Consider the following 14,655-nt stretch of genomic DNA (forward strand, 5'->3'; position numbering starts at 1 on the left):
AGTGTCCGGCGCGGGGGCCGCACCACCACGCGACCGGGCCTTCTGGCCGATCGTCGTCTACGCACTACCGGTCCTGGCCGCGATCATGTGGTCGATTCTGCTGTTCCTCTGACGCACACGCGGACCATCCCGGATGGCACAAGCTCAAGACCAGGTGGCACCGGACAAGGAGCGCCGAGCCCGGAAAGATCCGCCGGACAGGCCCTGGGCCGTGTCTGGCACATGGCTCTGGAGGACCCGGCTCGTCCTAGCGGGCGAGATGCTGGAGCCAGTCCTGCAGGAGTGCGGTCTCGACGGGGCGGAGCGGGACGGTGGCTGGATTCGCTGCGCCGAGGGTGGCATCGAGCGCGAGGGCGCGAGCGGCCAGGGCGGGCTCTGGGGCCGGGCTCGTGCCGGTGGTCAGGGCGTCGATGAGCGCTTCCCGCATGCGTGGTGAGATCTCCGGGTCGCGGTCGTTCTCGGGGATGCCGATCAGGGAGAGCGTGACGCCGGTCACCGCCGCCATGATGAGGTGGGCGGCAAGGACGGGCGGTACACGTAGGCGGCCGTCGGAGGCGGCGCGGTGGAGGAACGTCATGAGGAGTTCCTGAGCCTCCCGCGCGGCAGGTGGGCGACGGCCGGGGCGGTCGGTGCCGTACACCAGAAGATGGAAGGCGGGGTGCTTGAGACCGAAGTCGACGTGCATGTCCCATCCGCGGCGCATGTCGTCGACCGGGTCGCCGCTCGACGACAAGGTCTGCTTCTGCGCCAAGCAGAGGTCGAAGGCGTGGATGGCCAGCGCCGAAAGGAGTCCGTCCTTGTCGCCGAAGAGCTGGTAGAGGGAGGCGGCCCGGATGCCCGCCGCGCGCCTGCCCGCGGTCGTCGACCGCCTGCGGCAGGCAGTCGCCGCCGACCGGGCGGTCGAACGGCTGTGCCGCAACCGACCGCCGGCGCTCCGCCGCGCTCGACCGACCGGCCCCATCCGGTATCAGCCGAGCAGGCCGCCCGCTACCTTCGCGACGTCGGGAACGGCGTCCAGGACGTCCGTCACGGTGGCCGGCACAGTGTCCAGGGCCTCGTCGGCCGGACCCGGGCCCGGGCTCTCGGGCTCGTGGGGCGCGGTCGGTTTGACAGCGGCGGGAGGGCGCCGGTCCCCGGCCTGGGCGACCCGGGTGCCGTAGGGCTCCTGCGGCTCGGCGGACTGCTCCTCCGGAACGGGCGGGGGCACAAGGATCCCCGTCGGGCCGGTCCTGCCCGGCACGGATGGTGCGGAAGGCGTGGTCTTCGGCGTCACCGACACACCGCCGCTCGCGGACACCATCTCCCACCGCTGCCGCACCGACCCGTTCCGCCCGGCCACGACCACCCGCGTGCCGTCCGCTGCCAGCACGAGGCCCTTGTCCCAGCGGAGCACGAGCTCGCCGCGCACCGTCAGGTCGTACGACACCTCCCCCGCGTGCACCAGGCAGCCGGCGACCACGACGCTGTGCGCACCGGGGTCGGCGACGAGGCAGAGGGTGGGGTCGAGCGCGCTGCGCAGCATGCCGTCGTCCTGGTACGACCACTGCTGCGACCCGGCGTCCGAACACGGGCCGAGCCGCAGTTCGGCCCCGGTCCGCACCCTGCCCCCGCGCACGTCGACGCAGCGCCCGGCGTCGAGGCTGCGCAGCCTGCCGTGGGCGATCTCGACGGGCTCGCCTGCCGAGGCCGGGGACGGGGAAGTCGAGGAGGGCGGGTTCACGGCGGGGCCGGACCGGGTGGTGCCGCCGCCGGGGGCTCCCCAGGAGGTGGTGCCGGGGCGCGGGACACCGCCGTCGTCGGACCAGCCCTTGGCCACGAGCACGGTGGCCAGGAGTGCGAGGGAGACCAGGCAGGCACCGGCCAGCACGGCCTTGCGCCGTCCGCTCCCGGTCACGATGCGGTGCCGTCCGCCGGGCGCCACTGCCTCGCGCGCGGCCTCGCCTCCGGCGGGCCAGGCCTCCACGACCGCGCCGGGTCCGGGCCGCGAGTCGAGATAGCGGCGGGCGCCCCAGCCGAGCACGGTCTCGGCGAGCAGCACCCCCAGGCCGCCGTCGAAATGGCTGAGTTGTTCGGCGGCGTGCCGGCAGTACCGGCAGTCGGTGAGATGCCGTTGCACATCCGGGAGCAGAGCGCCGCCCCGGCGAATGGGGAGGTCGAGGAGCCGGTTGTAGAAGCGGCATTCCTTCGAGGGCGCGAGTTCCCGGTGGGCGCGCACCAATCCCGTCCTGAATTGCTCGCGGGCCTCGTCGAGTGCGGCGGTCGCGGTAGCGATGTCGACGCCCAGCAGACCAGTGGGTATGTTTATGGGTTCGGCTTCGACCTCGGTGTGCCAGAGGAGGCATTGCGAGGCTCCCGGAAGAGCCTGGAAAGCACGTTCGGCGAGTTGCCGTCTTTCGGGGGTGCCGGGTCCTGCGGCGCTGAGTCCGCGGCCGCCGGTGGTCTTGCGCAGTTCCGGCGCGACCACCGATACGGCTTCGTCGGCGGCCCACGCGCGGACGGTCTCCCGTACCGCCACGAGGAGCTGCGGACGCAGGGCACCGCCCACCGCACCGCCGGCCAGCCTGCCGAGGACCCGCTCGAAGGCGGCACTGGCGACGAGCTGGGCGGTGGGCGTGGCGGCGGCGAGGCAGACCACGGCGTAGTCGCAGGTGGCACGCCAGTGCCGGGCCAGCAGCAGGGCGACGGCATGATGCCTGGCCGCGGGGGCGCCGGTGAGCTGGGCGATGAGATTGCGGTCGGACTCCCCCGGGGCCGAACCGGGGCGAGGCGGGTAGGGCGGGCGTGGGGGGTAGGGGGATTGCACTGAACCATTTCCTTCCGAGCCGCAGGACGGCATGCGAAATGGCGCCCTGACGGAATGCAGTGCTGATTGGTGCGTACCTTTTGGGGTCCATAACGGCCGGTCTGACGGCCGTACCGTTCCGTGGGCCCTCCCGCGGGGTGGCTCACCTTTGCACACAGGTCTCACAGGAAACAAGAAGTTGAGGTGACTCAGGTTCAAAAAACCGCGTATTCAGATAAGTTACCGGCGGTATCCGCATCCGGTCCGGATTCAGCGGTCGCACAGGTTCAACTTGTGTGCGCCGGGGACCCGGTGGCACACGAAATCTTCAACTCACGGACGGCCGGGGTCACCCGCGGCGCAACGCCGGGTTCCACAGCCACCTCCCATGTTTCTCCCGGCCCCCTCTCATCCCGGTGGGCCAGCATGTGCCGCATGATCGCCCCCCACCCCTCCCCCGCCCCCTCGTCCCCCCGGCCGGTCCGCAAGGCGGTCGTCCCGGCCGCCGGGCTCGGCACCCGGTTCCTGCCCGCCACCAAGGCGACGCCGAAGGAGATGCTGCCGGTCGTCGACAAGCCGGCCATCCAGTACGTCGTCGAGGAGGCCGCCAAGGCCGGGCTCGACGACATCCTCATGGTCACCGGCCGGCACAAGCGGGCCATCGAGGACCACTTCGACCACGCCTTCGAGCTGGAACAGGCGCTGGCCGCCAAGGGCGACACCGTGCGCCTGGACGCCGTACGCGATCCCGCGCGGCTCGCCGACATCCACCACATCCGCCAGGGCGACCCGCTGGGCCTCGGCCACGCGGTCCTGTGCGCCAGGCACCACGTGGGCGACCAGCCCTTCGCGGTACTCCTCGGCGACGACCTGATCGACGCCCGCGAGACCCTGCTCAGCCGGATGCTGGACGTCCGCGACCGCCACCAGGGCAGTGTCGTCGCACTGATGGAGGTCGACCCGTCACAGGTCCACCTCTACGGCTGTGCCGCCGTCGAGCCGACCGGCGAGGACGGCGTGGTCCGGGTGACCGGCCTGGTGGAGAAGCCGTCCCCGGAGAAGGCACCCAGCAACTACGCGGTCATCGGCCGCTATGTCCTCGACCCCGAGGTGTTCGACGTCCTGGAGCGGACCGCGCCCGGCCGCGGCGGCGAGATCCAGCTGACGGACGCACTGCAGGACCTGGCAGCGGCCGGCACGGTGCACGGGGTGGTCTTCGACGGGCTGCGCTACGACACCGGCGACAAGGCCGACTACCTGCGCACGGTGGTCCGGCTCGCCTGCGAACGTCCGGACCTGGGGCCGGAGTTCACGGCCTGGCTCAGGGAGTTCGTGGCAGGCCTGGAGGAGACGGGGACCGGTCGCGAGGAGAGCCGCGCCGCCTGAGCGGCCCTCGACGGCCGACGGGGTGAGGGTCCTACGACGCTCACCCCGTCCGGCATCCGACACCGCCGTCGAGCCCCGGCTGCCGGGGTCGAACACCAGGTGTCGAATGCCGGGTGCCGACTGCCGTCGGCGCAGGGCCGGCCGGTCAGCCGTTGGGACGCAGCGTCCAGACGACGGTCATCTCACCGGTGACCGCGCCGTCCTCGCGCGTGATGGCGACGGCGACCGGGAACTCGGGGCGCTTGCCCTCGTCCAGCTCCGCGACGACGTCGGCGATCGGACGGCCCAGGGTCGCGGTGGCCCTGACCGGGCCGAGGGCGACCTTCTTGTAGGCGATCTCGGCGCTGACGGCGAGCGGCACGGCCCGGGAGAGCTGGTCACCGAAGGCGGCCAGCACGATCGCGCCGCTCGCGGACTCGGCGAGGGTGAACATCGCGCCCGCGTGCGGGCCGCCGATGTGGTTGTGGAAGTCGCCCTGGTCCGGAAGGGACAGCACGGCTCGCTCCGGAGTGGTTTCCAGGTACTCCAGGTTGAGGGTCCGGACCATCGGGACCGTGGCGGCGAGCATCTCGCCGATCGACATCTGGTCAGTGCTCATGACGGGCATGTTACTAGCGAGTAGCAGAGCCTGACCAGAAGCGGTGTTATGACCGTTGTCATAGGCAAGGCCCCCGCCCGCGCCTTCGGCCGGACCGGCCGGCACTAGGGTTACGAGCCATGTGGCCAGAACAGCAGCCGCCAGGGGGCGAGCAGTACCCGCAGAACAACCCGTATCAGCAACCGGGTTACCAGCAGCCGAATCCGTACCAGCAGCCCGGCTACCAGCAGTATCCGCCGCAGGGCGGGTACGGGCAGCAGCCGCAGTGGGGCCCGCCCGGGCCCGCCGGCGCTCCGCAGCCGCCGCAGGGCGGGGGCGGTGGCGGCGACCGCACGAAGCTGGTCGCGATCATCGCGGCGACGGCCGTCGTGGTGGCGGCCGGCGTGACCGGTTTCCTGGTCCTCGGCGGCAAGAAGGACGACAAGGCGGACTCCGGCAAGAACCAGCAGGTGAGCCATTCGCCCACCGTCGCCGCCTCCGCCTCGGCCTCCACGTCGGCCGACGACGATCCGCGCGGGGGCGACGAGACCGAGAAGCCGACGATCGCGGGCTGGAAGACCGTCGTGAACCCCAAGTGGGGCACGGCCTTCGACGTGCCGGCCGACTGGGAGGTCCTCACCCCGGGGACGTCCGTCGGCTTCGAGGACAAGGACGGGAAGCCGATCATCACGATGTCGGCGCCCGCCCAGTACAAGTCGAAGTGGTGCACGAGCGACGACGACAAGGACGGCAGGACCGAGGACACGTCCCTGGCGGGGGTGGGCACCAAGGGCGAGAGCGGCGCGAAGACCCCGGGCGACGCGGCCGTCCGGGAGGTCCCCTGGTGGGTGTACGGCGGCTACACGTACCCGGACAAGAAGACCATCACCTACGACAAGAAGGCCACCGCGTACACCACCGCGTCGGGCCTCAAGGGCGCCTACGCCTGGGCGCGTTCGACGAACAGCCCGCAGAAGGGCAAGTGCGCGAGCGACGGCAAGGCGATCACCTTCGGCTTCGAGAACTCGGCCGGCGACCTGGTGTCGTGGGACTTCTACGGCGCCGAGGGAGTGAACGGCGAGGTCCCGACGGCGACGATCATGAAGATCCTCAGCACGGTCCGGCTGCACGGCACCCCGACCGGGAGCTGACCACGGCCGGGGCCCGGACACCGGAAGGGCGGATGCCGGAGGCCCGGAGACCGGAGGCCCGGACACCGGAGGCCCGGAGGCCCGGAGGCCGGGATGCCCGGGAATCGGGTTGGCAGGGCGGGCTCCCGGCGGGGATAGTCGGGCGGTGACCTCCGCCTCCGACTTCCACGGCCCCTCCAGCACCCCCGGCACCGCCTCCCGCCTGCGCAGACCCGCCTGGGCGGGCCGCAACTACAGCCTGCTGACCGCGGCGACGATCGTGACGAGCCTGGGTGCCAACGGCTCCCTGATCGCCGCCGCGTTCGCGGTGCTGGACGCGGGCGGCGACGCCGGGGACGTCGGCCTGGTGGCCGCCGCCCGCACCTTCCCGCTGGTGCTGTTCCTGCTCGTCGGCGGCGCCGTGGCGGATCGTTTCCCCCGCCACCGCGTGATGGTCGCGGCCAACGCCCTCAACTTCCTCTCGCAGGGCGCCTTCGCCGTCCTCGTACTCACCGGCGACCCCCGTCTGTGGCAGATGATGCTGCTCACCGCGCTGGGCGGCACCGGCCAGGCGTTCTTCAGCCCGGCGGCGGAGGGCATGCTGCTGTCCTCGGTGAGCGGCGAACAGGCGAGCCGTGCCTTCGCCGTGTTCCGGATGGCGATGCAGAGCGCCGCCCTCGGGGGCGCGGCCCTGGGCGGCGCGCTGGTGGCGGCGGTGGGCCCCGGCTGGGTGCTGGCGGTGGACGCGGCGGCGTTCGCGGTCGCCGGTGTGCTGCGTTCGTTCCTCGACGTCAGCCACATCCCGCCGCGAGAACCGGGCGACGGGATGCTGGCCGATCTCCGGGACGGCTGGCGGGAGTTCACGGGCCGTCCCTGGCTGTGGGGGATCGTCGTGCAGTTCTCGATCGCGAACGCGGTGGTGGGCGCCGCCGACGCGGTCTACGGCCCGCTGGTGGCCCGCGACAGCCTGGGCGGAGCCGGCCCCTGGGGCCTGGCCTTGGCCGCGTTCGGCGCGGGTACGGTGGCCGGCGCCTTCCTGATGACCCGCTGGAAACCCCGCCGGCTCCTGTTCGTCGGCACCCTCTGCATCTTCCCGCTCGCGCTCCCCTCCGCGGCGCTCGCGGTGCCGGCCCCCGTGGGAGTCCTCTGCGCGGTGATGTTCGTGGCGGGCACGACGGTCGAGGTCTTCGGCGTCTCCTGGATGACCGCGGTGCACCAGGAGATCCCCGAGGAGAAGCTCTCCCGGGTCTCGGCGTACGACTGGTTCGGCTCCGTCTCCCTGCTGCCCCTGGCGATGGCGCTGGCCGGCCCCGCCGAGCAGGCCTTCGGCCGGGGCCCGGCCCTGTGGGGCTGCGCCGGCCTGGTCGTCGCCGTCACGGCCGCGGTGCTCCGCGTCCCGGACGTCCGCAACCTCACCCGCCGCACGGTCCCCGTCACCACGCAGCCGTCGGCCGCCTCACCCGATCCCGAACGCTCCGCCGGGGGGCTCGGGTGACGGTACGGCGTCCGCGTCCCCGACCGGCCGGGCCGCGCCGACGAACTCCCGCAGCGCGGGCCCGTGTTCGACCCGCGCCGGGAAGGCGTCGGCAGCCGTACGACGGGCCAGCGCAGCCGCGTCGATCGGCCGGTGCGAGGCGATGAGCACCGCGTTCCCGAACCGCCGCCCGCGCAGCACGCCGGGCTCGGCGATGAGCGCCAGCTCCTCGAAGACGGCGGCGAACGTCGCGAGTTGGGAGCGCAGGAAGCCGAAGGGGGCCGAGTCCGCGAGGTTGGCCAGGTAGACCCCGTCGCCCCGCAGCACCCGCTCCGCCTGCCTCGCGTACCCCAGCGAGGTCAGATGCGCGGGGATCCGGGACCCGCCGAAGACGTCGGCGACGATCACGTCGGCCGAGTCCCCGGGCGCCGCCTCCAGCCAGCCCCGCGCATCGGCGGCGTGCAGGGCGATCCCGGTGCCGTCCGCCAGTGGCAGATGCTCGGTGACCAGGTCCAGCAGCTCCCGGTCGGCGTCCACGACATCCTGCCGGGACCCGGGCCGGGTCGCCGCCACGTACCGGGGAAGCGTGCAGGCACCGCCGCCGAGATGCAGCACGTCCAGAGGCACACCGGCCTCCGCCACGGCGTCCAGCACATACCCGAGCCGCCGGGCGTACTCGAACTCGAGATGCGTCGGCTCGTCGAGATCCACGTACGACTGCGGCGCCCCGTCGACGGTCAGCAACCAGGCCCGCTCCCGATCGACATCGGGCATCAGCTTGGCGGTCCCGTGCTCGGTGACCCGGACGACGGGTATGGATTCGTTCACTTCTCCATTGTGCGACGCCGATGCCTCGCCAAGGGCCCGGGGAACTGCGCGACCGGCCCCCACCGGCCCGCAGTCCCCCACACACAGCGACCTCCCACCACGGAGGTCACGGCCCCCTCACTCCACGGAGGTCACGGTCCCCGCCCCCACGGTCCGGCCGCCCTCACGGATGGCGAACCCCAGCCCCGCCTCCAGCGGCACGTCCCGCCCCAGCTCCACGGTCATCTCCACCGTGTCCCCGGGCCGGGCGACCGCCGTCTCGCCGAGGTCGACGTCCCCGACCACATCCGCCGTACGGATGTAGAACTGCGGCCGGTACCCCGTCGAGACGGGAGTCGTACGACCCCCTTCACGCCCCGACAGGACGTACACCCGCGCCGAGAACCGCCGGGCCGGCACCACGCTCCCCGGCGCCGCGACCACATGCCCCCGCCGCACCGCGTCCCGGGGCACGCCCCGCAACAGCAGCGCCACGTTGTCCCCGGCCTGCGCCTCGTCCATCGGCTTCCCGAAGGTCTCCAGGCCGGTGACGACCGTCTCGACGTCCGCGCCGAGCACCTCGACCCGGTCCCCGACCCGCACGGTCCCCCTCTCGACCGCACCGGTCACGACGGTCCCGCGCCCGGTGATGGTGAGCACGTTCTCCACCGGCAGCAGGAACGGCGCGTCCAGATACCGCTCGGGCATCGGCACGTAGGTGTCCACCGCGTCGAGCAGCGCCTCGATCGACGCCGTCCAACGCGGGTCCCCCTCCAGCGCCTTGAGCCCGGAGACCCGTACGACGGGCAGGGAGTCACCGCCGTAGCCGTGCGAACTGAGCAGCTCGCGGACCTCCAGCTCGACGAGTTCGACCAGTTCCTCGTCGGCCGAGTCCGCCTTGTTCAGCGCGACCACCACGTGGTCGACGCCCACCTGCCGGGCGAGCAGCACGTGTTCGGCGGTCTGCGGCATGATCCCGTCGAGCGCGGAGACGACGAGGATCGCGCCGTCCAGCTGCGCGGCCCCGGTGACCATGTTCTTGACGTAGTCCGCATGGCCCGGCATGTCCACATGGGCGTAATGCCGGGTGTCGGTCTCGTACTCGACGTGCGCGATGTTGATGGTGATGCCGCGGGCGGCCTCCTCGGGGGCCCGGTCGATGCGGTCGAACGGCACGAACGTGCCGGTGCCGCGCTCGGCGAGGACCTTGGTGATGGCGGCGGTCAGGGTGGTCTTGCCGTGGTCGACATGGCCCATCGTGCCGATGTTGAGATGCGGTTTGGTGCGGACGTATGCCGTCTTGGGCATGGCTGTACCTCGAAGCTTGTCCGAAGGAAGAGCGGGGACCCCGAGGAACTGGCCGACCCTCCCCCTGCGGGGTCCGCCGGACTTTCCGGGGAGGGTCAGCTTCGGGCGCCGTCGACAGCGGCCGCGAGAACGGGAACGGCAGCCTTCGGCGCATCCGCGACTGCGGATGCTGCGACGAGGAAGGCGAACCGGAACATGACACAGATCATGACCGACGCGTCACCCCACGTCGAACGGTTTTCCGCGGCTCCGGTTCACCCAAGGGACAGGATCCATACGGCGATCACACATCGGCTTCGGTTAGTGTCACCGAATGCTCGATGCCAACCGCTCTGGCACCGCCACGGCCCCTCCCCGGGCCGCCGCCAAGGAGCTGACCATCGCCGTGCCCGCTCCGATCAGCTTCGGCGCACGCTGCACACGCGTGCTGCTGTCGCCGTGGTCCCGGCTGTCCCTGCTCGTCGCGCTGCTGGCGGCGGCCGGGGCGTCGGTGCTGCTCTTCGAGCCCCAGAAGCTGATGACGCAGGGCTGGCCGCCCCATGTGGCGGGCACCACCGCGGTGGTGGTCTTCGCGGTGGCGTACGGCCTGATCACGGTGGCGTTCGTGCCCCGGCCGATCCTGAACCTGGCGGCCGGCGCGCTGTTCGGCTCGGCACTGGGCATGGGCGCGGCCATGGCCGGCACCGTGCTCGGGGCGTGGATCTCCTTCGTGCTCGGCCGGATGCTCGGCCAGGAGGCCCTGCGCCCGCTGCTGCGCGGCCGGCTCCTGAAGGCGGCGGACAACCAGTTCAGCAGGCACGGCTTCCGCTCGATGCTGGCGGTACGCCTGTTCCCAGGCGTCCCGTTCTGGGCCGCGAACTACGCGGCAGCCGTCTCCCGCATGCGCTGCACACCGTTCCTGGTGGCCACGGCCCTGGGCTCGATCCCGAACGTGGCCGCCTACGTCGTGGCAGGCGCCCGCGCCTCGACCCCGACGTCCCCGGTGTTCCTGATCTCGGTGGCGGCGATCGTCGTCCCGGCGGTGGCCGGAGCAGTCGTGGCCTGGAGAAAACGCCACCACCTACGCCCCGGGCGATAACGCCCCATAGCTACAGCGCCCCGCAACCACAGCGCCCCGTAAGGGGCGCGGGGAACTGCGCGCCCAGCCCCGACGGCGCGGCAGCCGCCCACCGACACCACGCGGCACCCCATTGGGCACCCGCCCCCTACCTCACAGCCTCCAGAATCATCGCGTTGGCCAACCCGCCCGCCTCACACATCGTCTGAAGCCCGAAGCGAGCGCCGCGTTCCCGCATCGCATGCACCAGCGTCGTGGTCAGCCGAGTCCCACTGGCCCCCAGCGGATGCCCCAGAGCAATGGCCCCGCCGTTCACGTTCACCTTCGCCAGATCGGCCCCGGTCTCCTGCCGCCAGGCCAGCACCACGCTGGAGAACGCCTCGTTGACCTCGAACAGGTCGATGTCCCCGATGCCGAGCCCGGCCCGCCGCAGCACCTTCTCCGTCGCGGGGATCACGCCGGTCAGCATCAGCAACGGGTCGGAGCCGGTGACGGCGAACTCGTGCAGGCGGGCCAGTGGCCGCAGCCCGAGCCTCGCCGCGGTCTCGGCGGAGGTGATGAGCACCGCGGACGCGCCGTCGTTGACCGGGCTCGCGTTGCCCGCGGTGACGTTCCACTCGATCTGCGGGAACCGCTCGGCGAAGCCGGGGTCGTAGTAGGCGGGCTTGAGCCCGGCGAGGACCTCGGCGGTGGTGCCGGGCCGTACCGACTCGTCGCGGGCGACGCCGTCCAGCGGAGCGACCTGCGCGTCGAACAGTCCCGCCGCCCACGCGGCCGCCGCCTTCTGGTGCGAGGAGACCGCGAAGGCGTCCATCTCCGCGCGGCTGATCGACCACTTCGCGGCGATGAGCTCGGCGCTGATGCCCTGCGGGACCAGGCCCTCCGGGTAGCGCGCGGCGACTCCGGGGCCGAAGGGGTCCTTGCCGGCCGGCACGTTGGACCACATCGGCACCCGGCTCATCGACTCGACGCCGCAGGCGATCACGATGTCGTAGGCACCGGACATGACGCCCTGCGCGGCGAAGTGCACGGCCTGCTGGGAGGAGCCGCACTGGCGGTCCACGGTGGTCGCCGGGACGGTCTCGGGGAAACCGGCGGACAGAAGGGCGTACCGGGTTGTGTTCATGGCCTGCTCGCCGACCTGGTCGACGGTGCCGCCGATCACGTCGTCGACGAGGGCGGGGTCGACGCCGGAGCGCTCGACGAGGGTGCGCAGGGTGTGGGCGAGGAGTTCGACGGGGTGGACGTGCGCCAGGGACCCGTTCGGCTTGCCCTTGCCGACGGGGGTGCGCACGGCTTCGACGATGACTGCGTCACGCATCTCGGGGACCTCGATTGCCAGTCTCGATTACCGGTGAGTAGGAAAACCGAACCCACCATAACTCCGAGGGTTTGGAAATCCAACCCTCCACTAGACTGGCCTCATGGCCGCCCCCAAGGACCCCCGCCCGTGTTCGATCGCCGACGCCCTGGCACTCGTCGGCGAGAAGTACTCCCTGCTGGTCCTGCGGGAGGTGTGCCTGGGCAACGGCCGCTTCGACCAGCTGGTGCGCAACATCGGCGCACCCCGCGACATCCTGGCCACCCGGCTGCGCCGGCTCGTCGACGCGGGAATCCTCACCAAACGCGTCTACAGCGAGCGGCCGCAGCGCTTCGAGTACCTGGCCACGCAGGCGGGGCTCGAACTGGAGCCGGTCCTGCTGACCCTGATGGCCTGGGGCGACCGCCACCTCCACCCGCACGGCGACCGCCCCATGGTGATCGAGCACGGCTGCGGGGAGACCCTCACCCCGGTCGTCACCTGCGCGGCCTGCGGCGATCCGGTGCGGCACGGGGACTCGACGGCCCACCCGCAGGCACCGGGCTGGACCGTCACCGGACCGGAAGCCGCCTGAGCGGTACTACTCCCCGGCCCTCACCAGGGATGCGCCTCCAGGTACTTGGCGATCTCCGCGCGCTCCCAGGCGCCGTCGGCGACGACGACCCGGTAGCGGCGCCGGAGGGTGTCGCCCGGGGCCAGTTCCAGCTCGTCGTGGAAGGCCCAGGAAGGGGCGATGCCGGCGAACGGGTCGTTGCGCACGAACCAGTGGGCGGGGTGGCTGCCGTGGACGCCCGAGTGGTCGTTCTCCGGGGCGTGTTCGAAGACGACGGTGGCATGGCCGTCGGCGCCGTCGTGCTCGCCGGACAGGGCAAGCCAGGGGGACTGGGAGCCCATGGACTCCGGCCCCTCCCCCTGCGGGCCGACGATCCGACCGTCCCGGAAGGCGCGCGGGCCGCGCCAGAACAGGCCGGTGTAGCCCGCCTGTTCACGCCCGGCCGTGGTCGGGCTGCCGAACAGCAGCGGTTCGGCACGGCGGTTGGTGATCGCGCTGGTCCAGGTGAGCGCCCAGGAACGCGCATCCGGGTCCACGTCGTGGACCTCGATGCGGCGCCGCTCCTCCGCCCACAGCGTCCCGTCGTACGGATGCCAGGTCAGCCGTTCCGCGACGACCAGTCGGCCGTCGGCCGACGACAGCTCGTCGAAGCCCGCGTGCCGCATCGAGCCGACGCGCTCCGGGATGGCCACGTAACCCTGGCCGTGGACATAGGAGTTGCCGCCCCACAGGTTCGCGCCCGACAGGTGCGAGGCGGTCAGGGAGATGCCCTTGTGCCAGCGGTGGTCGTTGGGCCGGTAGTCGGTGACGACGTCCCCGGCGAGGGTGCGCACCGGGTGGAGGTAGGGCCGCGGCGCCTCCCAGGCCGCCTCGGGCCGGTAGACGTACGAGAAGAGCTGCACCCCGGTGACCGGCTCGGTCACGGTGACCCGGTCGCCGTGGGTGTGCGTGATCCGCAGATCGCCGCTCACGCGGACACCTCCTCGCGCGCGGCCGGCGCCCAGCCCGGGGCGTTGCCGTGCAGGGCCGTGTAGTAAGGATCACCCGGACCGATCTCGCCCGCGCGGACCGTCACGTCGGTGAACGCCGCCTTGTACAGGGCGGTGATCAGCTCCAGGCTGGTACGCCCGTCCGCGCCGCTGCTGCGCGGCCGCTCCCCCGCCCGCATGCTGGCGATCAGTTCGCGCAGCTGGGCCAGGTGCGAGCTGGGCACGTCCGGGCCGAAGTCCCGCCAGGCCGCCGCCTCGTCGGCGGGGACGTCCGGGGCCGGGGTGATGCGCCAGTTGTCGTTGGCGTGCCCGTACAGGTGGGTCAGTTCGACCGTCGCGCGCTCGCAGTCGATGCGGATGCGGCTCACCTCGTCGGGGCTGAGCACGCTGTTCACGACGGTGGCCAGGGCGCCGTTCGCGAACCGGACCAGGGCGGTGGAGACATCCTCGGTCTCCACCTCGTGCACCAGCCGGCCGGCCATCGCCCGCACCTCGCTCCACGGCCCGAGCAGGTCGAGGAGCAGATCCATCTGGTGGATGCCGTGGCCCATCGCCGGGCCGCCGCCCTCGGTCGCCCAGCGGCCCCGCCAGGGCACCGCGTAGTAAGCGGTGTCCCGGTACCAGGTGGTCTGGCAGTGGGCGACCAGTGGGCGGCCCAGCGCCCCCTCGGCGAGCAGCCGCCGTACATGGGTGGACGCGGAGCCGAAGCGGTGCTGGAAGACGATCGAGGCGTACGGCCCGCCGTCCGCCCCCTCCTCCGCCTCGACCGCGTCGAAGTCGGCGAGGCTCGGCACGGGCGGCTTCTCGCACCACACCCAGGCGCCGGCCCGCAGCGCGGCCACCGTCTGGTCCCGGTGCAGGGTCGGCGGGGTGCCGATGGTGACCAGGTCGGGCCGCTGTTCGGCGAGCATCCGGTCCAGGTCGGTGTAGGCGTGAGGGATGCCGGCCTCCGCGCACATCGCCTCGACGGCGGTGGCATCGATGTCGACGGCGGCGACGACCTCGGTCTCGCCCTCCGCGGCCAGCTCGGCGAGGGCGGCCAGATGGGAGCCGCGCCCGATGGCGCCGGCGCCGACGACGGCGGCCCGGATGCGGCGGCCGGCGAAGGGGGCCGTGGAGCGGGGGGAGCGGGGCATGGACGTGATCAGCACTCCTCGGGCGTGTACCGACGATGGGCGAACCCGCCCGGAGTGCGCCGCACCCGCACCCCGATGTGCGGAGCAAGCGCTTTCTCCTGCAGAAACGTAAGCGGCGGCACCTTGGCCGGTCAA

Annotated in this window: 13 protein-coding genes; 5 read left to right on the forward strand and 8 right to left on the reverse strand. The window is 72.3% G+C overall.

Annotation, left to right across the window (positions count from 1 at the left end; all coding sequences use genetic code 11):
- Window positions 1–247 precede the first annotated feature (247 nt).
- Together ACFY6U_RS43175 and ACFY6U_RS43180 are read right to left on the reverse strand one after the other, a co-directional pair.
- A complete protein-coding gene (locus ACFY6U_RS43175; RefSeq protein WP_390047353.1) occupies window positions 248–919 on the reverse strand; it encodes a TetR/AcrR family transcriptional regulator in 672 nt (223 codons plus the stop codon).
- Window positions 920–967: 48 nt separating this feature from the next.
- The gene (locus ACFY6U_RS43180; protein WP_390047355.1) at window positions 968–2,803 is read right to left on the reverse strand and encodes a ricin-type beta-trefoil lectin domain protein; all 1,836 of its coding nucleotides are present in this window, start codon (window positions 2,801–2,803) and stop codon (window positions 968–970) included.
- 414 nt (window positions 2,804–3,217) lie between these two features.
- Between ACFY6U_RS43180 and galU the strand changes: the two genes are divergently transcribed.
- Window positions 3,218–4,168 carry a UTP--glucose-1-phosphate uridylyltransferase GalU gene (galU, locus tag ACFY6U_RS43185; protein WP_390047357.1) on the forward strand — a complete coding sequence of 317 codons (951 nt, stop codon included), beginning with the start codon at window positions 3,218–3,220 and terminating at the stop codon, window positions 4,166–4,168.
- 145 nt (window positions 4,169–4,313) lie between these two features.
- Here galU and ACFY6U_RS43190 read toward each other — a convergent pair whose 3' ends face one another.
- Entirely contained in the window at window positions 4,314–4,751 is a 438-nt protein-coding gene (locus ACFY6U_RS43190) for a DUF4442 domain-containing protein (RefSeq protein WP_390047481.1), read from the reverse strand.
- A 134-nt stretch (window positions 4,752–4,885) separates the two neighbouring features.
- Between ACFY6U_RS43190 and ACFY6U_RS43195 the strand changes: the two genes are divergently transcribed.
- Both ACFY6U_RS43195 and ACFY6U_RS43200 read left to right on the forward strand, forming a co-directional pair.
- Window positions 4,886–5,896, forward strand: a complete 1,011-nt coding sequence (locus ACFY6U_RS43195) for a hypothetical protein (protein WP_390047359.1) — start codon at window positions 4,886–4,888, stop codon at window positions 5,894–5,896.
- Window positions 5,897–6,041: 145 nt separating this feature from the next.
- A complete protein-coding gene (locus ACFY6U_RS43200; protein ID WP_390047361.1) occupies window positions 6,042–7,370 on the forward strand; it encodes an MFS transporter in 1,329 nt (442 codons plus the stop codon).
- On the opposite strand, the gene ACFY6U_RS43205 is transcribed toward ACFY6U_RS43200, so the two are convergent.
- Together ACFY6U_RS43205 and tuf are read right to left on the reverse strand one after the other, a co-directional pair.
- On the reverse strand, window positions 7,332–8,177 hold the full coding sequence (locus ACFY6U_RS43205; RefSeq protein ID WP_390047363.1) for a spermidine synthase: 846 nt from the start codon (window positions 8,175–8,177) through the stop codon (window positions 7,332–7,334). The two genes, ACFY6U_RS43200 and ACFY6U_RS43205, sit on opposite strands and share 39 nt — an antisense overlap.
- Before the next feature lie 117 nt (window positions 8,178–8,294).
- Window positions 8,295–9,464 carry an elongation factor Tu gene (gene tuf, locus ACFY6U_RS43210; protein ID WP_390047365.1) on the reverse strand — a complete coding sequence of 390 codons (1,170 nt, stop codon included), beginning with the start codon at window positions 9,462–9,464 and terminating at the stop codon, window positions 8,295–8,297.
- Between the two features lie 313 nt (window positions 9,465–9,777).
- Between tuf and ACFY6U_RS43215 the strand changes: the two genes are divergently transcribed.
- Window positions 9,778–10,542, forward strand: coding sequence for a TVP38/TMEM64 family protein (locus tag ACFY6U_RS43215; RefSeq protein ID WP_390047367.1), 765 nt, complete (start codon window positions 9,778–9,780; stop codon window positions 10,540–10,542).
- A 127-nt stretch (window positions 10,543–10,669) separates the two neighbouring features.
- Here ACFY6U_RS43215 and ACFY6U_RS43220 read toward each other — a convergent pair whose 3' ends face one another.
- Entirely contained in the window at window positions 10,670–11,842 is a 1,173-nt protein-coding gene (locus ACFY6U_RS43220) for a thiolase family protein (RefSeq protein ID WP_351494549.1), read from the reverse strand.
- A 103-nt stretch (window positions 11,843–11,945) separates the two neighbouring features.
- On the opposite strand from ACFY6U_RS43220, the gene ACFY6U_RS43225 reads away from it, so the two are divergent.
- Window positions 11,946–12,416 (forward strand): winged helix-turn-helix transcriptional regulator, encoded by a 471-nt coding sequence (locus ACFY6U_RS43225; protein WP_390047369.1) that lies wholly within the window; start codon window positions 11,946–11,948, stop codon window positions 12,414–12,416.
- Between the two features lie 20 nt (window positions 12,417–12,436).
- On the opposite strand, the gene ACFY6U_RS43230 is transcribed toward ACFY6U_RS43225, so the two are convergent.
- Window positions 12,437–13,366 (reverse strand): PmoA family protein, encoded by a 930-nt coding sequence (locus tag ACFY6U_RS43230; protein WP_390047371.1) that lies wholly within the window; start codon window positions 13,364–13,366, stop codon window positions 12,437–12,439.
- Window positions 13,363–14,520 (reverse strand): Gfo/Idh/MocA family protein, encoded by a 1,158-nt coding sequence (locus tag ACFY6U_RS43235; protein ID WP_390047373.1) that lies wholly within the window; start codon window positions 14,518–14,520, stop codon window positions 13,363–13,365. The genes ACFY6U_RS43230 and ACFY6U_RS43235 overlap by 4 nt, the downstream gene beginning before the upstream one ends.
- Window positions 14,521–14,655 lie beyond the last annotated feature (135 nt).

The sequence above is a fragment of the Streptomyces sp. NPDC013157 genome (assembly GCF_042899865.1).
Lineage (GTDB): Bacteria > Actinomycetota > Actinomycetes > Streptomycetales > Streptomycetaceae > Streptomyces.

Bases quoted from the DNA above. Each gene is read 5' to 3' on its own strand.
- ACFY6U_RS43220 (WP_351494549.1), bottom strand. From the start codon at position 11,842: ATGCGTGACGCAGTCATCGTCGAAGCCGTGCGCACCCCCGTCGGCAAG.
- ACFY6U_RS43190 (WP_390047481.1), bottom strand. From the start codon at position 4,751: ATGTCGATCGGCGAGATGCTCGCCGCCACGGTCCCGATGGTCCGGACC.
- galU (WP_390047357.1), top strand. From the start codon at position 3,218: ATGATCGCCCCCCACCCCTCCCCCGCCCCCTCGTCCCCCCGGCCGGTC.
- ACFY6U_RS43225 (WP_390047369.1), top strand. From the start codon at position 11,946: ATGGCCGCCCCCAAGGACCCCCGCCCGTGTTCGATCGCCGACGCCCTG.
- ACFY6U_RS43215 (WP_390047367.1), top strand. From the start codon at position 9,778: ATGCTCGATGCCAACCGCTCTGGCACCGCCACGGCCCCTCCCCGGGCC.
- tuf (WP_390047365.1), bottom strand. From the start codon at position 9,464: ATGCCCAAGACGGCATACGTCCGCACCAAACCGCATCTCAACATCGGC.
- ACFY6U_RS43195 (WP_390047359.1), top strand. From the start codon at position 4,886: ATGTGGCCAGAACAGCAGCCGCCAGGGGGCGAGCAGTACCCGCAGAAC.
- ACFY6U_RS43235 (WP_390047373.1), bottom strand. From the start codon at position 14,520: ATGCCCCGCTCCCCCCGCTCCACGGCCCCCTTCGCCGGCCGCCGCATC.